24 protein-coding genes and 1 pseudogene are annotated in these 24624 nt (G+C 34.4%); 4 read left to right on the plus strand and 21 right to left on the minus strand.

Annotation, left to right across the window (positions count from 1 at the left end):
• Positions 1 to 9: 9 nt before the first annotated feature.
• Together MKY00_RS15070 and MKY00_RS15075 are read right to left on the minus strand one after the other, a co-directional pair.
• A complete protein-coding gene (locus tag MKY00_RS15070; protein ID WP_016717877.1) occupies positions 10 to 1137 on the minus strand; it encodes a hypothetical protein in 1128 nt (375 codons plus the stop codon).
• A 68-nt stretch (positions 1138 to 1205) separates the two neighbouring features.
• Complete coding sequence (locus MKY00_RS15075; RefSeq protein ID WP_016717878.1) at positions 1206 to 1736, minus strand: NUDIX hydrolase; 531 nt, start codon at positions 1734 to 1736, stop codon at positions 1206 to 1208.
• Positions 1737 to 1917: 181 nt separating this feature from the next.
• Here MKY00_RS15075 and MKY00_RS15080 point away from each other — a divergent pair, with 181 nt between their 5' ends.
• Positions 1918 to 2550, plus strand: a complete 633-nt coding sequence (locus MKY00_RS15080) for a CmcI family methyltransferase (protein ID WP_071713438.1) — start codon at positions 1918 to 1920, stop codon at positions 2548 to 2550.
• Positions 2551 to 2583: 33 nt separating this feature from the next.
• Here MKY00_RS15080 and lepB (MKY00_RS15085) read toward each other — a convergent pair whose 3' ends face one another.
• Entirely contained in the window at positions 2584 to 3105 is a 522-nt protein-coding gene (gene lepB / locus MKY00_RS15085) for a signal peptidase I (protein ID WP_000806877.1), read from the minus strand.
• An 82-nt stretch (positions 3106 to 3187) separates the two neighbouring features.
• A complete protein-coding gene (locus MKY00_RS15090) occupies positions 3188 to 5341 on the minus strand; it encodes a peptidoglycan D,D-transpeptidase FtsI family protein (RefSeq protein ID WP_016717879.1) in 2154 nt (717 codons plus the stop codon).
• A gap of 278 nt (positions 5342 to 5619) precedes the next feature.
• On the opposite strand from MKY00_RS15090, the gene MKY00_RS15095 reads away from it, so the two are divergent.
• On the plus strand, positions 5620 to 6198 hold the full coding sequence (locus tag MKY00_RS15095) for a hypothetical protein (protein ID WP_016717880.1): 579 nt from the start codon (positions 5620 to 5622) through the stop codon (positions 6196 to 6198).
• A 47-nt stretch (positions 6199 to 6245) separates the two neighbouring features.
• Here MKY00_RS15095 and MKY00_RS15100 read toward each other — a convergent pair whose 3' ends face one another.
• The 16 genes and pseudogenes from MKY00_RS15100 to MKY00_RS15175 form a co-directional block, all read right to left on the minus strand.
• Positions 6246 to 6983: an NAD-dependent protein deacylase gene (locus MKY00_RS15100; RefSeq protein ID WP_074585707.1), complete on the minus strand. Its 738-nt coding sequence runs from the start codon at positions 6981 to 6983 to the stop codon at positions 6246 to 6248.
• Positions 6984 to 7594: 611 nt separating this feature from the next.
• On the minus strand, positions 7595 to 7933 hold the full coding sequence (locus MKY00_RS15105) for a hypothetical protein (RefSeq protein ID WP_016717883.1): 339 nt from the start codon (positions 7931 to 7933) through the stop codon (positions 7595 to 7597).
• A complete protein-coding gene (locus MKY00_RS15110; RefSeq protein WP_016717884.1) occupies positions 7911 to 8348 on the minus strand; it encodes a hypothetical protein in 438 nt (145 codons plus the stop codon). Before MKY00_RS15110 ends, MKY00_RS15105 begins: the two co-directional genes overlap by 23 nt.
• A gap of 11 nt (positions 8349 to 8359) precedes the next feature.
• Positions 8360 to 9538 carry a hypothetical protein gene (locus MKY00_RS15115; RefSeq protein WP_016717885.1) on the minus strand — a complete coding sequence of 393 codons (1179 nt, stop codon included), beginning with the start codon at positions 9536 to 9538 and terminating at the stop codon, positions 8360 to 8362.
• A 391-nt stretch (positions 9539 to 9929) separates the two neighbouring features.
• Positions 9930 to 10577 (minus strand): pyroglutamyl-peptidase I, encoded by a 648-nt coding sequence (gene pcp / locus MKY00_RS15120; protein ID WP_016717886.1) that lies wholly within the window; start codon positions 10575 to 10577, stop codon positions 9930 to 9932.
• Between the two features lie 15 nt (positions 10578 to 10592).
• The gene (locus MKY00_RS15125) at positions 10593 to 11555 is read right to left on the minus strand and encodes a DUF979 domain-containing protein (RefSeq protein WP_001021658.1); all 963 of its coding nucleotides are present in this window, start codon (positions 11553 to 11555) and stop codon (positions 10593 to 10595) included.
• Position 11556: 1 nt separating this feature from the next.
• A complete protein-coding gene (locus MKY00_RS15130) occupies positions 11557 to 12252 on the minus strand; it encodes a DUF969 domain-containing protein (RefSeq protein WP_000239800.1) in 696 nt (231 codons plus the stop codon).
• Between the two features lie 23 nt (positions 12253 to 12275).
• Entirely contained in the window at positions 12276 to 13037 is a 762-nt protein-coding gene (pxpA, locus tag MKY00_RS15135; protein ID WP_016717887.1) for a 5-oxoprolinase subunit PxpA, read from the minus strand.
• 18 nt (positions 13038 to 13055) lie between these two features.
• On the minus strand, positions 13056 to 14045 hold the full coding sequence (locus MKY00_RS15140) for a 5-oxoprolinase subunit C family protein (protein WP_016717888.1): 990 nt from the start codon (positions 14043 to 14045) through the stop codon (positions 13056 to 13058).
• Positions 14036 to 14749, minus strand: a complete 714-nt coding sequence (gene pxpB, locus MKY00_RS15145; RefSeq protein ID WP_016717889.1) for a 5-oxoprolinase subunit PxpB — start codon at positions 14747 to 14749, stop codon at positions 14036 to 14038. The genes MKY00_RS15140 and pxpB overlap by 10 nt, the downstream gene beginning before the upstream one ends.
• A gap of 14 nt (positions 14750 to 14763) precedes the next feature.
• Complete coding sequence (locus tag MKY00_RS15150; protein WP_016717890.1) at positions 14764 to 15516, minus strand: IclR family transcriptional regulator; 753 nt, start codon at positions 15514 to 15516, stop codon at positions 14764 to 14766.
• 257 nt (positions 15517 to 15773) lie between these two features.
• Entirely contained in the window at positions 15774 to 16325 is a 552-nt protein-coding gene (lepB, locus tag MKY00_RS15155; RefSeq protein ID WP_000662493.1) for a signal peptidase I, read from the minus strand.
• Between the two features lie 23 nt (positions 16326 to 16348).
• On the minus strand, positions 16349 to 17026 hold the full coding sequence (locus MKY00_RS15160; RefSeq protein ID WP_016717891.1) for a copper homeostasis protein CutC: 678 nt from the start codon (positions 17024 to 17026) through the stop codon (positions 16349 to 16351).
• A gap of 194 nt (positions 17027 to 17220) precedes the next feature.
• Positions 17221 to 18351 carry a stage II sporulation protein P gene (gene spoIIP, locus MKY00_RS15165; protein ID WP_001045276.1) on the minus strand — a complete coding sequence of 377 codons (1131 nt, stop codon included), beginning with the start codon at positions 18349 to 18351 and terminating at the stop codon, positions 17221 to 17223.
• A 119-nt stretch (positions 18352 to 18470) separates the two neighbouring features.
• Positions 18471 to 19939, minus strand: a pseudogene (locus MKY00_RS15170) (RNA-guided endonuclease InsQ/TnpB family protein).
• Positions 19940 to 20230: 291 nt separating this feature from the next.
• Positions 20231 to 20959: an ArsR/SmtB family transcription factor gene (locus MKY00_RS15175; RefSeq protein ID WP_016717893.1), complete on the minus strand. Its 729-nt coding sequence runs from the start codon at positions 20957 to 20959 to the stop codon at positions 20231 to 20233.
• 69 nt (positions 20960 to 21028) lie between these two features.
• Here MKY00_RS15175 and MKY00_RS15180 point away from each other — a divergent pair, with 69 nt between their 5' ends.
• Both MKY00_RS15180 and MKY00_RS15185 read left to right on the plus strand, forming a co-directional pair.
• The gene (locus tag MKY00_RS15180) at positions 21029 to 21502 is read left to right on the plus strand and encodes a DinB family protein (protein WP_000991290.1); all 474 of its coding nucleotides are present in this window, start codon (positions 21029 to 21031) and stop codon (positions 21500 to 21502) included.
• Between the two features lie 75 nt (positions 21503 to 21577).
• Positions 21578 to 22969 (plus strand): MFS transporter, encoded by a 1392-nt coding sequence (locus MKY00_RS15185; protein ID WP_016717894.1) that lies wholly within the window; start codon positions 21578 to 21580, stop codon positions 22967 to 22969.
• Positions 22970 to 23399: 430 nt separating this feature from the next.
• Here MKY00_RS15185 and MKY00_RS15195 read toward each other — a convergent pair whose 3' ends face one another.
• Entirely contained in the window at positions 23400 to 24548 is a 1149-nt protein-coding gene (locus MKY00_RS15195) for an acyl-CoA dehydrogenase family protein (RefSeq protein ID WP_016717895.1), read from the minus strand.
• Positions 24549 to 24624 lie beyond the last annotated feature (76 nt).

Consider the following 24624-nt stretch of genomic DNA (forward strand, 5'->3'; position numbering starts at 1 on the left):
ATCATTTTTTTACTCTTTTAATACAAGAAAGGTAATATCATCCCATTTCCTCTCTAATTGTAAAGTAGTCTTTTCAATACTTACTCCTGTTAACAAATCATATCCTTCAATTTCAGCTATCAATTGTTTCGTTTTACTCTTTGGATTCATATCTTTGTATAAGATGTATAACTTATTACCATGTACTTGTATATCAGAAATCCCTTTATCCTCTCTATTAATTTTTGTATTTTTGTCACTTTGTAATGAATATGTACGTATGATGTTCAAGTTCTCATCTAACTCTTTCATTTTCTCATCATTATTTAAAACATACACCTTATCTTCAATCACCTGCACTAGAACAGGTATGAATTGTTTTTCGTCTAATATCGTTTCTTTTTCTACTACTCTAGTCTTCCTATTTACCATAATTAATTTAGGTGGTAACTTTTGATTTACATTATCACTTAGTACGAATAATAATTTATCTTTATACTTTTGAAAAATTATTTTTTGAGCAGTTGGTGCAAAATACACATTTTCATTAGGAATTTCAAATTCGTTTGTTTTTTTATTTGTGATCAAATCTATTTCTGAAATATATACTTTGTCTAGCGTTTGTGAAAAGGCGTATATATGACTCTCAATAATATGCGCACCTTGAATCGTTCCCTTTAGTTCTACACTTTCTTGTCTTTTGTCACTATCTTTCCAATATACAAGTTCACTTGTATATCCTTTCTTTTCGTCTACCAGCCCAATATTCACATCATAATATACATATCCTTGCTCTGCATGGATGAAATATGCCCCTGCGTTTACATCTTGTAATTGTTTCGGTCTACTGATTTCTTGCATCTTACCAGTCTTATCAATTGCATAATGATTGTTATTTCTATTTGATGAGAAGTAGTACCCCTCCCCATCTTTTGCATTACTCATTATACTTTGGCCATCCACTTCTATTTTACTAATCTCATTTCCTTTCTTATCATATGCATATATGTAACCACCGGCTTTCATTGCATTTGAATAGGATACGAGGTAATCTACTTTTTGAATGTTTTTAAGTTCTGTATCACTTTTAGAACAAGCTACAAAAAGGAACATCGTACATATAACGATTATGGCCAATGAATTGTATTTCTGGAACATATCATCACCTCACATATATAATGAAAGCAATCAGCATAAAAATACTGATTGCTCTTTAAAATATTTTATCAATTAGAGTATGAAAGTGATCTTTTTATATACTGTTTGTTTACATCATCTTCTGTCAAAAATGAAGTTGTGTAATGAATAATATTCCGGTTATCATATGTGAATATATGCTCTAACTTATTTTCTTCTGTTAATACTATCGGTAAGTATTTTGGTAAATTGCTAACTACACCTCTATTATCCTTATTTAATATCCAATCAATTTCTTTCCATTCTAATAATCCTTCCGCCGTACTTACTGGTGTGTCCATATGTACTCCATCTGGCAGGTCAGCAAGGAATACGTACATTCCTTCACGCCCCTGAGGCTCGTCCTTGCTTTTAAAAACTACATTCCCTTTATACGTTACACTTAGAAGATCTATACCTGTTTCCTCAAGCGTTTCTCTAATTATCCCTTCATATGGCGTTTCATTGTCTTCAATTTTTCCACCAACACCATTCCACATTCCCATATTCGGCTTTTTGTTTCTATTCAATAAGAGTATTTTCTTTCCCTTTTTAATGAAACAAATTGTGTACTTATACATACGTTCATCTCCTTTCCTTTTCCCCTCATTTACAGATTTAAACTGTAACTTCCTGCAAAAAGTTTTTTATTATACAAACAATTGGTTTTTAATGAGGTATTTTTCTCATTTTTATTAAAAAACATTCTCCTTACAATTATATTTCACATAATATATTGTACAACTTTCGTTTCAGAAAGGAGTGTTCAAAATCGATAACATAAGCAGCGAATTTTTAAAACAATTTTACGATAGTCGAGTCTGGTTATATGATACACATTGGCTTGGAGTCCCCATTCTCAAACTTCCTTCTGATCTATTTTTGTATCAAGAAATGATTTACGAATTAAAACCCGACTTAATTATTGAATGTGGCACTTGTTATGGTGGTAGTGCACTATATTTAGCTTCTATATTAGATTTAATTGGAAAAGGTCACGTTCTTACTATCGATATATTTCCACAACCAAATCGTCCATCCCATGATCGCATTACGTATTTAACAGCTTCCTCTGTTTCAGTAACCGCTGTGCAAACAATATTAAGTATGCGCAAACCTAATGATGTAATTTTAGTTATTTTAGATTCTGATCATAGTAAAGAGCATGTAGCAAAAGAATTGTTGCTTTATAAATCTATCGTTACTAAAGGCAGTTATATTATAGTAGAAGATACATCTATTAATGGAAATCCTGTTTCTCCTGATTGGGGACCTGGCCCAATGGAAGCTGTTGAAGAGTTTTTAGCTACAAACAACAATTTCATAATCGATGAATCTAAGCATAAGTTTTTCATATCGTTTAACCCAAAAGGTTTTTTAAAGAAGATAAAGTGAAACGTTAATAAGTGGGGATAGAGAAACCCCCACTTATTCTATGATCTTCATTTTTGAAAAAGGATAATATACAAATTCCACTTTGCCTATTATATTATCTTCTTCAATATATCCTAAACCGTTTCGACTATCTCTACTAAGTTCACGATTATCTCCCATTACAAATAATTTATTTGGTGGGATTTTTGTCTTTTGAAAGTTATAAAACACTTGCGTATTATTGAATAAATCTTTATTTGTATACGGTTCTTCTTGTTTTTTATCATTCACATATACAGATCCATTCGTTATGTTAATTACGTCACCAGGAAGCCCTATTACTCGTTTTACATAATATTTTGACTCATCCTCTTCCTTTATAATGACAATTTCTCCATGCTCTAAATCAGAAAAGTGTACGGCTGCTTTATTTACAAATACGTAGTCTTCTTCATATAAAGTCGGTTGCATCGATTTCCCTTCCACTTTACATAAAGTAAAAGAATGATAGGCTATTACCAAAACAAACACGAAGAGTATGTATTTCCCCCAACCTCTTTTAATCTCCTGTTTCATATCCATTCCCACCTTATTCAAACGCTTTTTAAATCAAAAAATATATCACTGCACCATATGTCTCAATGCAGTGATATTATTTTTACTGGGCCTTGTTCGGCTGCTCTACTGGGACTGGATTTCCACCTGCTCTTTTCGCTTTCAATTCAAAATACGCATCCAAAATCTCTTTACCAATCGCGGAATTAATTCCTGATTTGTCATCATTTACCCATGGTACAACAACTGAAAAAGCTACTTCTGGATCAGCATCATATGGTGCATAACCGGCAAGAGTTAAATTATAACATTTTTTTCTATTATTGTTTTCATCTCTTCCAATTTCACTTTCTCCACCATACACGGTTTCAGCTGTTCCCGTTTTTCCAGCTGGTTTATATGGTAATCCTTTAAACGTTGCAGTACCAGTTCCATCATTCTCTTGAAAAACTCTTCTAAATCCTTCTTTTACATGATTAATGTATGAGGTGTTCATATCCACTCGATTTAAAATAACTGGCTCAATAGACCGAATAACTTTTCCAACATCCTCTGGTCTATGTGGTTGCTCTCTCACTTCTTGCACAATTTGCGGTTTCATTCGGTAACCACCGTTTGCAATTGTTGAAATATATTGAGCAAGCTGCAGCGGCGTATATGTATCGTATTGTCCAATCGCATAATCGAGTAAAAAACCAGGTATGTTATCTGTTCTACCCATTTGACCAATCGATTCATTCGGCAAATCAATACCAGTCGGTACACCTAAGCCAAACTGTCTAAAATAGTAACGCATTTTATTAAATGTCTCTTGTTTAATGTCTAATGGATTGTTTGGCACATAATTTATACCTGCCATTTTTAAAGCCGTGTTAAACATATAAACGTTTGATGAAACTTGTAAAGCTCTTAAATCATCAATATCACCAAATTCTTTCCACGATTTCTTCGGCTTGGAGCTTCCTTTAAAATACATTGGTGCATCAAAGAAATGCGTATATGGCTTAATTGTGTCAGTTTGATAACCGGCTAATAATGTAGCCCCTTTCACAGTTGACCCTAACTCATACGAACTTGTCATCGTTCCTAAAGCGTAGTCTTCTATTTGCATCCCGCCATCTTTATTTACAATTTTCTTTCCTGCCATCGATAAAATTTGACCGTTTTTCGGGTTCATCATTACAACGAATGCACGATCCATCATCGGCTCTGCAGAATGAAATGCTCGTAAATTCTTTTCAAGACTTTGCTCTACTTTTTTCTGTAACTCCATATCTACTGTTAACATTAAATTATTTCCACTTTTTCCTTCGGTTACTTTTTCATTTCGAATCACATTTCCTGTTTTATCTGTAATACTTCTAGTCTGTTCTTTCGTTCCATGGAGTGCATCTTCATATTGTTTTTCAATGTAACTCTTACCAATACGATCATTTCTGTTATAATCACGTACTAAGTAATAATCTAATTGTTCTCTTGGCAATCCTTCATTTTCAGTAGAAACGCTACCAAGGATAGAACGAAGTATTTTATCATTTGGGTATTCACGTTCCCAGTCTACTGTCGTATCTACTCCAGGCAAGCTTGCCAATCTTTCACTTACGACTGCATATTCATTTTGACTTACATCTTTTTTAACGATTTGCGGCGTCATTTTATATCCCGCATTCATTTTGCTTTTAATTGCTAATACTTCTAGATCCTCTTTTGAAAGTTCGCTTAATTCTTCTTGTGTAATTCTTTCCCTACGTAACTCTTCAACTTTTTTATCTAATTCTTTCCCTTCTATCTCCTGCTTCCTAAATTTACTCTCATCTTCTTTCGTTACTTTTTCTGCTGCCCGCTTTTCATTTAACTGCATCCAAAAATCCTTTTTGTCTGTTTCTGTTAACTTGTCTATATCCTCTGGCGACATTTCAATTAACTGTGCTAATTGTCTTGCTACTTGTAAAACTTCTTTCGAGTCTACTCCTTTCATTTTTGTATATGTAACGGTTCGTAGTGGTTTGTTATTTACAATCACCTGACCTTGTCGATCAAACATTTTCCCTCTAGGAACAGGTGTACTTACCGTTACATCTTCCTTTTTGTTCACTTCATTTCTATACGTTTCTCCATCAATGATCTGTACTTTACCTAATTGAATTATAATAGCTGAAAATAAAAGAAAGACGATAAAAAATAGTACATTTAACCGAAAAGGAATATGAGTCTTTTTCTTTTTCGATTGTTTCTTCTGCTCCTTTTTCTGTCTCATTTCGCTCCCTCGCTTCATTCTATTAACATTTCTACGGAAAATCATTATGTATCAAATTTATTTATATGATATATATAGAATTTTATATTAATTACAAAAGAAATAAAAGATTTAATTTTCAGTTTTTTAATTTTATACCCTATTTATTACCATTCCCTTATTAAGGAATAACATGAATGTTATTCTAAAAGAAAGAGTGTATACAATTGTTTTTTATACCATTCTTTTACATTTCTTTGTATACTAACAATAAAAGACACTACTAAGGAGAAAATGAAATGACAGATTCATTTACAATACATACTAATACGTCATATTGTTTAAACTTTATGATTTATATTCAAAATATTTATCTTAACCAAAAAGAAAAAAAAGAAAACTTGCGATTTCCTTACATAGCAAAACAAGTAAATTTCTCTACTGACTTTGAAGATAATTTCAAAGAATTATGGCATACACTTCGTAAACAAATTGCTAACGACCGATATGATTTACAATTTTTTTATGAGGAGAACCATATCTATTATGAGAAGCTTTTTGACACTCAATTATGTAATGAGGAATCCTTTAAAGAATTAGTATGTAGTTTTAAAGTATGGTGGGCTAGCATAGCAGGTCAGCTTTCATTAGAATGTTCTGTAAGTGGGTATAGTACGCAACTTTATAATGACTTAGTTTTATACTTAAAGCAAAACGACATAGAGCCTTTACAACAGCTACATATTAGCTTACTTTATGACGACTGTGTATTCGTTAAAAATAATACTACTTCTTACTCTGCTATTTTACCTACGAAACGCTTTTTTATTAATTATAGAGATGTGGTTACTACATTATCGAAATGCTTTAAACTGTGATTCCCCAAATAAAAAACTGAGGTGGATACCTCAGTTTTTTCGATAACTTATTTCCTTGAAGACAATCCTTCAACAAATTCACCAATCTTATTTTGAAAAACATAATCAAAGTTGTATTCCTGTCCTGTTAACTCTTCATTTACTAAGATGGTTGTTGCTCCTACTTCCCTCTTTGCAATTTGTGGGAATGAAGCAACAGGCTGTACTTTTAATGACGTTCCCATAACGATTAGCACATCTGTTTCATATAAACGTTTTATCGCATTTTGATATTGCGGCAACGTATCTCCGTATAACACAACGTCTGGATTTAAAATGAAATTACACTTCTCGCAGCGCGGCACTTCATGATCAATCATGTACTGCAAATCATATCCCGCTTTACACTTCGGACAATGTGCTGTTTGAAGTGTTCCATGTAGATCGATGACATGTTTACTACCACCTAATTGATGTAAACCGTCAATATTTTGCGTTAAAATCGTAATATCTTTCCCTTGTTCTTCTAGTTCTGCTAAAAAGCGATGGCCACGATTTGGTTTATATTGATAGAAGGTATTAATTTGAAATATTTCTTTATAATGCTTCCAAAATTCTTTGGGACTTCTATTATAATATCCTCTTGATAAATACATCTCCACATTCGCATCAGCATACAATCCATTTGCTGAACGAAAATCTGGGATACCACTTTCCGTACTTGCTCCTGCACCTGTTAACACTGTAATTTTCTTCGCTTTTTCTAAAATTGAACGTACTTCTTCAAATTGTTGCACAAAAATCACCTCTATGTATTTTCCTATACTTATTATACCAGTTGTTTACAGGAGGTGTTGTACGATTCGATTTAATTACTATGTTACATTATCTACACCAAAACTTTTTGGGGCGTAATTAAAGTTCCCAAGATAACTACTGTTCAATTAAAATTAAAATGAAGTTATTTAATTTTAATTGAACAAACTGGCATAAAACTATTGACTATACAAACCAAACGAACTAACATATAGGCGGATTCACAACTGATTACAAATGCGATATTATATGTGTTGGATCAATGTTCCTAGAAAACAAAACACACCTAATAGACTAATAGAACTTGGTAAGAGAGCTGACTATTTATCTAAAATAGAGCTTCTTAAACATAAAGACTGCGTCATAAATTTACTCGATGAACGATACACCTGGGAATACAAGACCAAAACTCCAACTCATTTATGTTTTAAAATACCGATGAGTTGGAGTTTTCTTATTGCTATATTTACAAATAAAATAAAGATTACTAAAGGTATATATATGTAAAAAACTATTTCTTTTAGAGTGTTTCAATAAAAGAAATAGTTTTTTGAAGTAAATGAAGTCATGTCGAGGGCTACTAAAATACTATCTATCCAACTTATTCTAATAATTTCACCTGAGTTGGAATCCCTTTGCTTTGTAATACGTTATTTGCACTAAATTCCGCCAAGTTTTTATAATCTTCCTGAAGCACATAAATACTCTTTTCCAGTGTATTAATATAGTCTGGATCTTTATTCGGTTTATTTTTTTCTTTTTGTAACATCAAAAGTAAGTCCTTGATTAACTGTTCTTTTTTATCTAGATTTCTCACTAAACCTCGTGCTTTTTCATCAAAAATCCTCTTTTGTTTCTCAATCTTTTCGTTAAATATTGATTGGCATTTAGAATATCCTTCATTCTTAAATTTTAGTTCAGTACTTTTTAGAAATATCATATACATGTCTCCAATCAGAAAATTCCTTATCTAACGGCAAGTGTTTCATTTCATTAGAAGAATAAGAGTTTACATCATCATTAAACACATCTAAACATCTAATCAGTAACTTCATTCGTTCATCATTGTATTCATTTGAACTATCTTTTCTTAGCTTGCTAATAGCTAATATTAAATGCTCAATTAATCTTTGCTTTTCTATATCAGTTACCTCAAGTTTGAAGAGCCATTTCTCAAATTCAAGGTTTAATCCTGTGATTATTCTATCGTAAACATCACTTGCTGTTTTATAGCCCTCAATTAAATAATCATTTTCTGATTTAAATAATCGTGTATAAATAGGGTCACATTCCCATGAATATTTCTTAGGAATAAGATTTTCCATGCTCTTTATGTCATTCGAATTTCGTTTCATTTTCCTACCCCTTATTTAATATTGAAGTTGTATTCATCACCTTGTATTAGCTGATCGAAATTATTGTAAACGAATTCAGCTTTTACATTTGTTATAAATTTAGTGTCTGTGGCAATACGATATAAAGCACCTAACAATCCCCCGATATCTAATCTTTTTGTAGTTAGTTTTCTTTTTCGCCTAGACTCAAATGCTACGACAATAAGGTTACTTGCTGATGCGATTATATTTGAGTACATTAATATTTTTCTTGTTTTCACTTTATATAAATCTAATGAGCCGCATGTTTCTTCGTTATAGAAGATTCTATGAAGCATAGCTATTAATAAATTGATCAACATAGAGTATGTCACTTGTTTACCAACTATTTTTAAATTGCCGGCATCAATACCATAGTGAGCAAGTTCTTGAGAAAATTCTGGTGAAAGTAAAATAGTACCTGGTATCGGTAAGCCGGCTTTTGAATATTCATCAGACTTTATATGTAATCCTTGTTTTATTAATGCAGCTCCAAGTATCTCCGGTTCATTAAAAGCCCGATTTTTTACTTTCTCAAACATAATTGCAGTATCAGCCTCTTCCGTTATTTTTGCTTTTAAATAACCATTTGCCATCGGAGAGGGTGCTATATGATACGTATTTAGCTGCGAGTTAGTTAGAGTACTGGTCATAATGTTCGAAGTTCCGAATATCCAACCTAATAACGGATCATGTCCCAGTGTTCTATAACGATGCGCATTACCACTCAGGCCAAGGCCAAAATCTCGACTGCCAAATTGCGCATCATACGGAACTCCCTTAGCTATTATGTCACTTAGCGAGGCAGAATAAGGTATGCTGTTTCCTTTGTTAGCCTTTTGACTAAACTTGTTATTAAAAATCTCTTTTTCTCTTTTTTTGTATTCCTTTTCACTAACATCGTGAGTATTTCTTTCTTCAAAAGGAGTTAAAAGATACTGCCTTAAACATTGTAAGGATACCGCTAAAAATAAAAAGGGATAATCCTTGATGTCTAATTTCGTTGCTTCAGCAAACTTTCTATCGATATCATTCAAATAAAAATTCGAGTTCTTAGCAATTTCTATAACCCTTTCATTTTCATCTATAACCATTTTCATATCTTTTCGTAACAACTTGGATTCATTATCTAGCTGCTTACTCCTAATAATTAATTTTTCAAATTCATCCATTCAATTCACTCATTTCGTTAATACATTTTTTACACCTAAACAATCACTAATGAAAATATTTATTGATTTATTTTATTATAGGAATTATCACTATAAAAAAGATTATCTCACAAATTATTTACAAATAATAGGTGAGATAATCTTTACAGTCACTCTTAGAAAAACTAAAACATATTAAAATCTGATAATGCCATGTTTGGTTCCCACCATTTCCTTCAGCATAAACAAGGAATCGCTCACTTTCTTTGGCTAAAAGTTTCCTTTTATTTGAAACAATTCCGTATATGTTAGACTGCTCCTATTACAACAATCTCCCTCTTTGTATTCCATACTGCATCTTCATACAAATACAAAAAGAGGGCCACATCAGCCCTCTTTAATCTACTATTATTTAATGCGTCGCACCCCCAACCTCTACAATATCCACCTCAACGGTCATCGTTACCTCAACTGCCAACTCTATCCCTTTACGAATAGTAGAAAGAGCCATACTCGGTTGCCCTGGATACTTGCTCGCTTGCTCTGGTAAAAACGGAATATGAACAAATCCGCCTTTTATTTTCTTATCACGCTTCTCTAGTTCATGCATGAGACCATAAAATAAGTGATTACAAACGAATGTACCTGCTGTTTGTGAAACGGAAGCTGGTATGCCTTCTTCTTGCAGTCTTTTTATAATTGCTTTCATCGGAAGTGTAGACCAATAGGCAGCCGGTCCTTCTTCGACAACCGGTACATCTATCGGCTGATTCCCTTCATTGTCAGCAATTCTTGCATCATCAATATTAATTGCGACACGCTCTATCGTAATATCTGGTCTGCCTCCAGCTTGTCCGATACATATAATCATTTCCGGCTTTAGTTCTTCTATATATTCTTTTAAAACTTGTATTGATTTATGAAATACGGTTGGAACTTGTTTACTAATAATCTTGTATTCTCCGATTGTTTTTTCATGCAGACTTTTTGCGACTTCCCAAGCTGGGTTGATGCTTTCTCCTCCGAACGGATCAAATCCTGTTAGTAATACTGTTTTCATAGCTTTCCCTCCTAATTAGAAACGATATACAAGGCCGTACATAATAAACATATTTATGATAAAGATTGAAAGAGCAATTGGTACTTGCGCTTTAATAACTGCATTTTTATCTTTTAGCTCTAAAAGCATTGCCGGAACGATATTAAAGTTTGCTGCCATTGGCGTAAGTAGTGTTCCGCAATATCCAGCAAACATACCGAGCGCTGCCATAATTGCCGGATTTCCTCCGTGCATTTGTACAATTAAAGGTAAGCCAATTCCGCCGGTAATAACAGCAAACGCTGCGAATGCATTTCCCATTACAACTGTAAAGAGCATCATTCCTAAACAATATGCCATAACAGCAACGAACGGATACTCTGTCGGTAATACTTGACCGACTAAATCAGAAACGACTTGTCCAACGCCAGATTTCGCGAAAATTCCGCCAAGTGCTGCTAACATTTGTGGTAAAATTACAGCCCAGCCGACAGCTTGTAATAGTCTGCTTCCTTCTTGTACAGGCGTTGTTATTTTCGATTTTGTAATACGCATAGCTGCAACGAATGCAAGTAATGCCCCTAGTGCTAATGCTACTAGCGTTACTTTATCTGGATCAACAAGGGAGACATTTCCCCATTTAATTTTTCCTAACGTTAACGTACCGATAATTGTAAAAATAGGAATTAATAGTGCAGGCATAAAGATTTTATTTTTTAATTTCTCCGCATGTTTTACACGTTCTTGTACTGGAACTTCTTTCTCCTCTGATTTTGTTACTTTATTTAGTGAAGCTAACACAACCATAGCGAGTACAATACAGCCAACGTAAAACGAAGGGATTACATTTCCAAATAAAAATGTAACGGCAAATAACGCCCAAAATAAACTAGAACCAAATCGGTTTGGATGCTCACGATCAAAGGCAATACGTACAGCGATAAAGGCAACGATTATACCTAATACATAGTAGATTGTATCCATTGTGATGATGTTCATTTTATATTGCCTCCTTCTCTTCTTTTTCTTTTGATTCCATCGTTTTTGCTATATATTTATCAAACCTTTTAAATCTAATCCAGCTTACGATAAGTGCAGATATTGCAGTTGGGATACCCCAAAGCGCCATATCCCATACTCCGACATGCATACCTACTGAATCGAAGAATCCTTTCATTAATAGAATCGCACCAGTTGCGATAAAAATATCTTCTCCGAAAAACCAAGCTGTATTTTCCGCAGCCGCTGCATTTGCTTTAATCTTTTCTCTTAATTTTTCAGGGAGCTTACCGTATTTACCTTGCGCAGCCCCTTCTGCCATCGGTGCAACGAGTGGTCTTACCGTTTGCGCATGACCTCCAATATTCAGTCCAAGTGCTGCTGATGATTCTCTTATCGTAAAATATGACATTAATACTCTTCCAGTTGTTGCTCCTTTTGATTTCGTTATAAGTGCTTCTGCCCTTTCTTTCAATCCATAACGCTCTAAAATTCCAATTACCGGTAAAGTTAGTATGATAGGCATAGACATATATCTATTTTCTATGAAAAATTTACCGAACATGCTAATCACATCATAAAAACTTAATCCTGAAACCATACCAGTAACAATACCTGCAACCATAACGACTAAAAGTGTATTTAATCTAAATAAAAAGCCCACTGCAACAAGTAATATCCCGATTAATTTCACCAATTCCAACACTTCCCCTCATTTTTTTATTTCGGTGCACAAATAGAAATACCATTATGTTCGAATGTTCTGTATATTATTTTCGCAAATTGTACTGCTTTTTCTCCATCACCGTGTAAACAAATCGTCTGCGCCTGAACGGCTACCTTCTCTCCATTCACCGAATTTACATAGCCTTCTTTCACCATTTGAAGCACTTGCTTTATCGCTTCTTCTTCATTTTTTATAAGCGCATTTTCTTCCGTACGACTCGTCAATGTTCCATCTTGCTTATACGTACGATCTGCGAAAGCTTCTTGTACGAGAGTTATATTGTATTTTTCCGCAGCCTGTATAAACGCCTCGCTATTTGCTAATCCGTAAAGTAATAGACTTGGATTTATATGATATATTGCCTTTGCAATTGCATCTGCAATTTCCGGATTAGTTGCCGCCATATTATATAGAGCACCGTGTGGTTTCACATGATGCATCTTCCCGCCAGCTGCTTTTACAAAACCGTCTAATGCACCAATTTGATATAGAACATAATCGTATACTTCACTTGCTGAAACATTCATGTTCCTTCTACCAAATCCAATTAAGTCTGGAAAACCAGGGTGTGCCCCTATCGCTACGTTATGCTGCAGAGCTTTTTCAACCGTTTGCCGCATAACAGACGGATCACCTGCATGAAAACCGCAAGCAACATTTATAGAGGATACGAATGGAAGAATTTCATCATCATTCCCCATTTTATAAGCGCCAAAACTTTCTCCTAAATCACAGTTTAAATCAATTGTAGTCACACTGTTCCCCTCCTAATTTCAGCTTCGTAAAGCAATGAATTTCTTTAATAGATTCATATTTACTTCTTGTTCTATGTACAATTGTTCCGCTTCTTCAAGCGTAATTTTCTCAAAAGAAACATAGTCCCCAGGTTTTAGCTGGGCTAGAAGAGGTAAATCTACTGAAATGATATTTCCCATTCTCGGATAGCCACCTGTCGTTTGCCTATCTGCCATTAATATAATCGGCTGTCCACCATTAGGAACTTGAATGGTTCCAAATGTAACAGGACTCGATAAAATCTCTTTTTCAACGGCTCTATTTAAAATTTCTCCTTCAACCCTATAACCCATACGATCAGCGTAATTAGATACTTTATACTCTTTCGTAAAAAATGCCTTTTTGCTTTCTTCTGTAAATTGATCATATTCAAAATCAGTTATAACGCGAAGTTTAGGATACTTCTTATATTTTGGTCGTACGCTGCTACTAATTGCCCATTTCGTTTTTATTCTCTCATCTTTTTGTAAGTCTTGAACGAAACGATTCGCTATTTCTGGTTGTACACCAATTTGAAAGTAGTCACCCTTTTTCAACATTCTCCCTTCTATACCACCAATCGCAGCACGTATGTAAGTACTTTTGCTTCCCATTATGCGATCAATATGTATACCACCTGCAAAAGTCACATACGCTCTGCAACCACTTTTCACTTTTCCAAAGCAAAGCATACTACCTTCTTCCGCTAAAATGGGACGCCATAATGGTATACGCTCCCCATTCAATAACGGTTCCATATCCGCACCGCCAATCGCAAGTAACGTCGTTTTCTTTATTAACAATTTCGGTCCCATAATCGTCATTTCAAGCGCCGCTTCATTTTCTTCATTACCAACTAACATATTGATCATCCGAAGTGCACTTTGATCCATCGCCCCGCCAACGGGTACGCCGTATCGTTGGTAATGAGATCGTCCTAAATCTTGGACTGTTGTAAACATTCCCGCATGCAAAACTTCTACATCCATTCTTTAGCCCCCTCAAGTGATACGTACTCTTCCTTCGTTATTGGAATAAATCGTAAATACATACCGCTTTGAATAAAGGTTGGTGTTTTTTCTTCCGGATTAAATAAGGAGATTGGTGTTCGTCCAATAATATTCCATCCACCCGGTGTTTCAAGCGGATAAATGCCTGTTTGATTTCCGCCGATTCCTACCGAACCAGGAGAGATTTGTAACCGCGGTGTTTCTTTTCTAGGCGTTTCTAGTTCTTTTGATAGTCCTCCTAAATACGGGAACCCTGGTGTAAAACCTAACATATACACAAAATACGTTGTTTCACTATGTATTCGAATAACATCTTCTACTTGTAAACCGTGATAATGTGCGACCTCTTCTAAATCAGGTCCATATTCTCCCCCGTAACAAACAGGTATAGAAATATGTTTCACATCTCGTTTCAGCTCTTCCTTATACGTATGTAACATTCCAGTTATGTATTGGCATACGTAATCATACGGTCTTATCTGTCTATCATTTTCCTTCCATACTTCATACAAATTGTAGTAAACAGCTAATGAAGTAAACGACGGAACACATTCAACCATCCCTACAAACGGATGTTGCTGCAGCGCTTGAAATAATCGCTGCACTTTTTCATAAGTATCCATTCCAATTCCTTCACCAAATGTAACAATAATTGCTTGATCGCCTAACGCCGAAAATTTCATCCTACTCCCTCTTTCTATGCCAAAAAGCCGAGTTCTTTCGAAATGCGATTCGCTGTCTCTTTTACCTTCGCGATAAAATATGGAATGTTACTTTCGCTGTACTCAATTGCTAATCCCGAAATACTAATGCCTGCTACAACCGTTCCATCGCTTGCGAAAATGGGCGCTGCTATAGCCGCTGTATGATTTTCTAACTCAGAGTAGCTAATTGTATGTCCTTCCTTTTTTGCCATTTGTAACACTTCTAGCAATTGTTTCTTATCTACGATTGTTCCATCTGCAAATTGCTTTAAATCCGTTTCCTCTATGTATTTTCGTTTTTCTTCCTCAGAGAAATACGATAGTAAAATTCTCGGACATGCACCCGCATAAAGTGGCGCTCTTCTTCCAACCGCCGTATACACACGTACAGGTTGAGCACCTTCCATCTTTTCCACATAAATCGCATCATTACCATCTTGAATAATTAAATTAACTGCCTGCCCTAAACTATCTCTAAGCTCTTTCATATATGGAATCGCAATATTTCTTACGGATAGTCTTTGTGAAACAAGTTGACCGAACCGTAAAAACACGACTCCTAAACGATATTTCCCCTTTTCGTTTTTTTGTAAAAACTCCATTTCTTCTAACGAGCCAATTAAACGATAAACAGATGTTTTCGGCATACTTGTATGCTGAACCATCTCTGTTAAACTTAGCTCTTCATGCTCATAAAACAACTGTAAAATATCCATTGTCTTAACTGCCGTTTTATTTATACTCATTCTATCTCCCTCTTGTTCCAAATTTCGGAACTTAAATTCCGTTTTTCGAAACAAACATATAATTTAAAATTATAAAATATTCTTTCAATTCTATCAATATATTTTTCAGCTACTTAACCTTTATGTAAGGTGAATACAAAATAAAATTTAGAAATAATGATGGTTCTCTTTCAAAAGCTCAAGTTATAGCAAAACCAAACGTTTAAATAAATAGGCATAAAAAAAGTATGGAAGAATATTTCTCCCATACTTTTTCTTTATAACGCTCTTACTTGTTTCAACGGCCAGAAAACAGCTTGTCCTTTTCCGACAATTTCATCTTCTGAAATAAATCCAAACATACGACCGTCTTTAGAAACTTCACGATTATCTCCTAAAACAAACACTTGGCCTTCTGGCACTTTCGTTTTTCCTGTAATTTGTTCTAACGTAAAGTCTGGAGTTAATACACGGCCTGCTGCTTTTTCTTTAAACTCTTTTAAATATGGTTCTTCCATCGCTTTTCCGTTTACATATAATACATCATTTTTATACTCCACTGTATCGCCTGGTAAACCAATTACTCGTTTTACTAAATCGTATCCTTCTTTTCCGTGGAAGACGATAATATCAAAGCGTTCTAATCCACTTATACTATAACCAATCTTATTCACAAGAACTCGTTCGTTATTTTCTAGTGTAGGCATCATCGATTCGCCTTGTACTAATGACGGTGTAAATAATACACCGCGAATAATTGCGATTAATACAAGGGTAAATCCTATCGTTTTAGCCCATGAGAATAATTCTTTCTTCGTATTTTCCTTCATCGTTTCTCCTCTTTCTTTATTGTTTATTGTATAATTTGAACTAATTCTTGTACTAAATTAAGATCAATTTCAGCAAAACATGATTTCCCTTCTCTTACTGCTGTACCGACATGAGCTTGCGAAATGCCAGTTTCATCTAGCAATCGCTTTATATTTTCTTTCGTCACGCCAGCTCCAACTACAAGTTGAATTTGACCATCGCTTATCTTTTGCATTTCTGTTAGCAGTGGAATATTCTCCACTATATTTCCTTGTCCACCTGAAGTTAAGACGTGAGTCACTTTATGAAACTTCTTTAAAGTTTTCATTGCTTCTACTGGATTTTCTATGTCGTCTATTGCACGGTGATATGTAACATTTATCCCATCTACCACAGATAATAAATTCGCTAGTTTCTCTTCATCCACTTCATTCTTTTCATTTAATACACCTAATACAACACCAGCTACTCCTAATTTCTGAGCAACTACAATATCTTCTTTCATCATTTCAATTTCTTCTTCCGTATATGTAAAAGACTTCGCATGCGGGCGAATCATAACGTGAATCGGTATATGTACTGCTTCTACCGCTTTTTTAATAAATGCATAACTCGGCGTTAAACCGCCTTCTGTATAAGATGAAATTAATTCAATTCGCTTCCCGCCAGCTCGTTCAATTCGTTTTACATCTTCTAAACATGTTGCAATAACCTCTAGCATGAGATGACCTCTTTTCGTGCTTTTTCCTTATTATACAGTAGGTGAAATAAGAAGCATAGCATTCTCCTATAAAACTAGAAAAAGAAGAATGAAAAGAAAGATTTTTTAACTACTAACATCTATTGGTGATTTTATATTCTACAAAAAAGGAGTAACCCCCTAGCACTTCTGACTAGATGTCACTCCTTTTTATTTTAATTATTTTTCTTAGTTACTTCATTATAATAGTGGCTAAATGCTTCTACTAATGCATCAACGGAAGCATATAATTCTTCTGGTGTATTATCTACGCCTCCCATTTCAATAAGTAAAGCATTTGGAGAAAGGTCTTGATTATATACTCCGTTCCCGCTTTTACGATCTTTAATAAAAATGCCTCGGCTTAAACCGTAATACTTTTCATCTAAATATGAATTGATTGCTGTTACTATTTTTTTATTTTTTTCATAGTTAGGATTTTCTCGACCTAAAATAAAATAGAGTCGTGCATAATCCTTTCCATTAATCGTTTTCTTCGTAATATTTTTTCGTGCATCGTCCCTATGAAGATCAATGGGAAACATAATATTTTTATCTTGTGCTAATTTATCTTGTAATATTTGACGGGACCCTTTGTAAGATTGGGCCCAGTTTAAATTTTTATTTCGTAGAAAGTCCCTCATATTTGTCGTATCATGTGAAACACCTATTCCTTTTTCTTCTAACTTTTGTTTTAAATAATTTCCAACAAACGTAATATTCACTTCATTATTTGTACTAGAGGCATCATCAGGTTTAGTAGCACCTGGAATGAGAGGAATAAACGACTCCCAACTATGTGTATGATAAATAAAAACTTTATTTTCACCGTTATTTTGTGTATTCGAATTGTTTTCTTTCTCACTCTTTGGGTGTTTAACAGCAGTACCTTTATCTTGAATATTCTCTAAAGGAATGCTGGATTCTTCAGGAATGTTCGTATAATCTGTTCCTTCCCCGGCAATTAATATTTCTGAATAAAATTGATTCATATTTGGAAGTTCTCGAGTTAATAAGCTCCGGAGGTCATTTACATTAATATTTGTAGAAAGTGAAAGTAAAAAAGATTCCAAAGACGCTCGTCCTTTTTCTTTATGAAATTCTTCGGCAAAATAACGATTTTCACTGCCTATCATATACATAAGGCCTTTCGTAGAATTCGTTCCTAATAATTGATTAATATAATAAGATTTAAATACGTTTGAATTACTAGAAATGAAGAATGAAGTGAGAATACATATAATCGTGAATAAAAGACATATCATTACATACTTTATATTAAATACTTTCAGTTTCACTTTATTCATTTTATATCTCCCTTCATTTACTATATTCTTACGCATAATTTTCAATGAATATGATTACTAATTTAATGAACACTCCCCCACTTAGCAAAGCTTGAAGTGGGGGTTTCTAACGTTTCGATCTAACGGACGATTAACGTCAGGGGAGTTAACACATTAGCGAGCTGTTTCACGCCTAACCCCTCTATCCCATTTGTCCATGCATTTGGGATTACTTTTCGTAAAATGTTAGCCGCAGCATTTACATCTGCATGAATTAAAGTTTTATTTGCTGAACGATATATGCCGCGCTTTATTCGTTTTCCTGAAAAAGTTGTATTTTGGTCATTTTCTCCATACGTTGGAATGAAGTCGTTATCCAGAAAACTTGCTTTCGATGTATATGATTCTTCAGCTACAACAACTTGAATGCCTACAGCATTTGCTTTGTATGTAATCATTTGAATCAGTAAATTATGCGGGATATGACAAAACGATTGGTTATTTCTTTTTCCCATATTCGTTTCTTGTTTCCAACTTTTGTTTTGACCAATAACGATTTTACAAACTTCTTCTTCTTGAGCTAGTTTTACGATATGGTGACTAACTTTATGGAAGACGTCTTTTATTTTCAAGTAACGTTTTTGATGAAGTTTTTCTATCCTTTTAGAAGTAAAAGGTCCTTCATTCGTTTGTTTTCTATTTCTAAGAATGCTTGTGAAATGACTCTTCATTTTGTTGTAATATTGATTTATGCTTTTGACATGTTTGCCCTTAACAAGGACAGGTTTCATACCCGTGTTTGTTACGATGGTTGCAAGGTTATCAATCCCTAAATCAATACTCATATAACGTGCATTTTCTTCAATTATTTGTTGTTTAAAAGGAACATCAATTACCAATTCCACTACATATTCATTGTATTTTGGAATCACACGAACTTGTTTCAGTTTACCTTCAGTGAAACCTAGTTTCCCAATATTTAATTGCAATTTCGTCTTTGGAAACTTTAAAAATCTACCGTTTTTAATGATACAATCTTGGTTTGTATACAGAATCTCTTTTTCAGAAGAACGAATATACTTTGGAATCCTAGGCATTCCAGCATATTTGTTTGGATTCTTTTTATAGTCTTTTAAACTAGCAAAAAAGATTTCCAATTTTGGAACACACCTTTCATGATTGACTGGCTACATTGCGTAGGCAAAGCTCGATAATCATTTTGAATCATAGCCTTAAATAGTGCATCTAGAAAGTTGTAATCTACATAAGGTTTTTCAAAATTAGGTTCTGAAAACAAATTACATGTAATCTCTTTCTGTTCTTCTTTAGGCTTTAATTTCTCTTTTTCCAATTTCTTCTGATAGGCAAGAAGTTGTGTGTCATTCATCTTACCAATATTTTTATGAATATGATCCAGAACTTCTTTTTGCAAAGGCTGCAACTCTTTTTCTTGTGTTAATCCAGTGTACACCTGGCGTATATAAAAGTTTGTGGTGTTGTACATGTTCTTAGCGTTATGACAACATTCTTGAAAATAAGAATACATACGATGACCTTTTTTAATCCAAATTTGAAGAGTTTTATAGTTTGACGGATTTTCCTTTTTCATTTTATTCACCTCCTTGTTAAGGATATTATAGCAAAAATAAAACATACGTTCCTTTTTTCTTGAAAATAAAATATTTCTTTCGATTCACCTCACCACCTTCACTTACATTTAGAGGTGGGAGTCCTCTCGAAAGGAATGATAGAATTGCTTCAACTACTATGTTTTCCTTTAACCTCTTTCCATAAAGTGAATGAGTTTAAAGTTGCCTTACACAAATATCCTCAAAAATTTTAAAAGAAATGAAATAACCTGAGTCTATATAAATATAGAACTCAGGTTATTTAATACTGTTTACTCGACAGGAGGCACTGTATTTTGATGGACTTTTTTATCTTCCATGTCAATTCCTAATTGGTCCTTCAATAACTTTATACCTTTTTGGGTAAGATGGACAGCTCGATTCTTATCCGTTTTTGTAATCCATTCCTGTTCAAAAAATAGTTTTGCTATTGCAGATCCTAACCAACCAGAAATATGGTAGCGTCTTTCACTCCAATCAAGACAAGGTTTTGCAAATACCCTTCTCTTTATATTTGCCGTTTCAATATTTATTCCAAAATTCAGAAACCATCGCTTACCTTGTTCCGTTACAATGTATTCTCCTTTCTCTAAAATGATAAATTCCTTATCTAATAATTTTTCGGTTATCTCTACACCGAGTCTGCCTGCAAGATGATCATAACAAGTTCGAGCATAACGAATTTGTTTTAGTTGATCTGATTGTTTTAAAGACCGAACTTGAACTGCTGGTGCGATTGTTCCTAACTTTTCAAGCACTTCTGCTACCTCTTGATTAGCAAGTCGATAGTAACGATGTCTACCATGTTGTTCAACTTTAAGTAGATTCCCCTCTACTAATTTAGAAAGATGAGAACTAATTGTTGGATGTGACACCTTTGCCATATAAGCTAATTCGCTAGCAGGTAGTGCCTGATTATTCATTAAACACTCTAAGATAATTGCTCTTGTAGGTTCAGCAATAAGTTTAGCTATATATGAGATATTCGGATATACATTCATATTTCGATGATACCCTAACTATTAAATTGATACAATTATTTTAAATTTAACAGTAAAGGAGAATGTATTATGAATGCAATTGATCTTAGTATATTAAATTTGAAAGAAACGAGAAGGCGCTCTATCAAACTGTGGAGGTCACTTCCTGATAGCTTGCTTTCTTGGAAACCTGACAACGAAGCAATGACTTTTGGAGAGATGATCCGTCATGTGTGGAGTGCAAGTTTCCATTATCATTTGCTCTTAAGGAACGACGGATCGATAAAGACAGATATACATACTCCATACGATAAAGAACCAATCACTTCTGTTGAAAAAGAGATAGAGTTATCGCAATCGTATTTTTCCAATTTTATAGAATATGTTGAATCCATATCAACTGAAGAATTAGAATCAAGACTTATTGATAGAAGTGATGTAGGCTATCAACGATATTTAGGTGACATGCTTTTAAGAATTGCCTATCATGATGCTGTTCATACGGGTCAGTTTTTACAATACTTAAGAATGGTAGGATTGGAAAGACCCCTTATATGGGATTAACCTTAAATAAAGATTTTGTGAGGAAAGCCCGATTACCGTCAAGCTTAGATTAAGTAAAAAGGTTGTGGTAACTTGATGAATAATACGAATATTGTTGCAAACCGAGCACTTTCTCATTTTAGTGAAAAAATGGTAATCCTGACTGCTGGTATCGGGATGTTTTTATCATCTTTAGATACTGGTATTATCAATATTGCTTTACCATTTCTAGAAAAAGAATTTCACTCAACAGTAGCTATAACGGCTTGGAGTGTAACTATATATGTTATAGCACTTAGTGCCACTATCCTTTTATTTGGAAAACTTAGTGATCGCGTAGGCCGAATCCGAATATGTTTGTGGGGGTTTGTTCTATTTCTTTTCAGTTCTATATTATGCGGTTTATCTCAAGAAATGTGGCAAATGCTTGTATTCCGAGCCATTCAGGGCATTGGTGCTGCTGCTTTACAAGCTACATCTGCAGCTCTCATTACAACTCTTGTCACCCCTGAAAATCGTAGTCATGCATTAGGTACCTTAGGAGTAATGATAGGATTAGGGCCTATTTTAGGTCCCACTGCAGGAGGATTTTTCATTTCACTTGGAAGTTGGCGATGGATTTTTTTGATTAACATTCCATTATGCCTAATTGGATTATGGGCTTGTTACAAAATCTCTCGAGTTATAAAAGAAGAAATACATCCATCACCTATCGATGTATTAGGAAATATATACTTCACTTTAAGCGCCTTGCTATTTCTTTTTGGTTTCTCTCATGGATCAAGTGTAGGAATGAAAAGTATATCTACATGGGAATATATCATGATTTCAATTATTTTATTAGTTACTTTTATAATTCATGAATCCAAAGTAAAACACCCTATTATAGATGTACATTTATGCCAGCATTCAAACTTTATCGTTCCTATATTTGCAACAGTAGGTTTTGGAGTGGCCTCAGCAATTATTTTTATCATTCCACCCTATTTCCTACAAGCATTTACGCAATTAACTCCTTGGCAAACAGGATTTGTTTTATTATCAGCCCCGCTTGGTTTAGTAATATTTTCGCGAATAGCAGGAAAATACATGGAACGTTTTGGGCCAAAATTACTTATGAAAATAGGTTTATGTGTTATGTTTATAGCATTTGTTGGATTAAGCTTTATCCAAGCCCATTGGTCACCATATATAATGGTGAGCTTATTACTTCTATATGGGGGTGGAGGGGGAATTTTCCAGCCTGCTAATATTGCATCAATTATGACATCTGTATCTAAAGAGAAACAAGGTACGATTGGAGCTGTGCAACGTATGTTACAAAACGTTGCAATTGCATTTGGTGCCGCAGTTGCCGCAACATTTATGGATTCACAAGGCAATATGGAAACAGATGGGCTTATTCAAGCATTCCGATATTCGTGGTACTTTGGTGGAGGATTACTATTATTTAATCTTTTATGTTTTTTAGGCTATCGGAAATCTTAAAATGACCAAATATAATTTCTAACAATTAAAAGCCGAATTTATCCCAAGATAAATTCGGCTTATTTTTTTCGTTTTGGTGAACAATTAATTGCTTAAGTTGAGGGGCGTGTATAGTGACCCTTATGACTCTTTCTAATTTTGAAATATACTCTATATCAGACGATACAGTGTTGGCAACATATCGTGTAAGAGATGAAACTAGAATGCAGAATACTTTGTGAAGCTCCATTTGGAAACTAATAGAGGGAAGATGGCAAATGTTTTTCCAACAAGGAACACTTACAAAATCATGATAAGCATTTATATTAAAACGCGTGCTTTTTAAACTAGTATATCCAACGAATAAAAAGCACGTGTTCGATTACTAATCAAACACGTGCTTTCAAAACAACTATATTGCACTTAAATAATAAAGTTCAAGCTAAAAAAACTACGACCGAAACGCAGCATCCGCCAACATAGATAGTGTTGCATCATCCATCGGCGGATTGTGTAGTCCTGCTCTAACGTTTAAATAGTAACGATGAAGCGGATTTTTTTCTGATAAACTTTTTGCTCCTACGATGCGCATTGATTTATCCACTATGGATATCGCCGCATTTGTTACGGCGTATTTCACTGCCGCTAATTCTGCTTGCAGTGACAGTTTATCTTCTGCCTCATCGTATTTTTTCGCAATTTGATATAAAAAGACGCGAGCTTGCATAAGCTCGAGTTCTAATTCTCCAACTAATCTTCTAACATTCGGTAATAAACTAATAGAATGGTTTAAACTATTTGGTTTGTATGATCCCGCAAACTGAACTGCATAATTTCTTGCTGATTGTGCAATTCCTAAATAGCATGCTGGTATATGTAGCAACCAGCCAATACCCTTTTGTTTCACTTTCCCGCCTTTTACATCCGTAAAAAAGCGACTTTCTATCTCTACATTTTGTAAGACAAGGTCGTGGCTAGCAGTCCCTCGCATTGCAACGCTATCCCACGTTTCTTCAATGGATACACCGATTGTATTTCTTGGAATGACAAACTCACCAACTTCTTCTTTGCCCTCCATACTTGCTGAAATAATAAAATAATCAAGTACTGGTGCCATCGTTGTAAAAGTTTTCCTTCCATTTATAACCCACTTCTCGCCTTGTTGAACCGCTATTGTTTCTGGTTTACCGCCACGCGTCGGGCTCCCTGTTTTCGGTTCTGTTGCTGCCCTATTAAAGAGCGCCCCATTTCGCACTTCTTCGCAAAACCATTTAAACATCTCATCATTCCAAGAGCGATTTTCCGCTAGTTCTTTCACAATGCCAAGATGCCAGCCAATCGATAATGCAGTAGCCCCGCAGCCTTCCGCAATTTTCTCTTGAAATAGAACGAAGTCATATAAAGAAATCGCACTACCACCAAATTCCTTCGGTAACGTTAATTTCGTATATCCGGTATGTTTCAAATCATTTATATTTTCATACGGAAATGATCCTAATTCACTTAGTTGATGCTCCCTTTCCATGAACTTCGGAATCAATTTATTTATTTGTTCAATAATGAAAGATTGTTTTTCTGTTTCAACAAATGAGAGTGCCATACTATAATCTCCTTTATGTTCGATTCATAAACCGTTCATTTTGTCATTATGATTATATGAAGCTACCTCTCTATTG

The sequence above is a fragment of the Bacillus sp. FSL R9-9834 genome (genome assembly GCF_038006905.1).
Lineage (GTDB): Bacteria > Bacillota > Bacilli > Bacillales > Bacillaceae_G > Bacillus_A > Bacillus_A pacificus.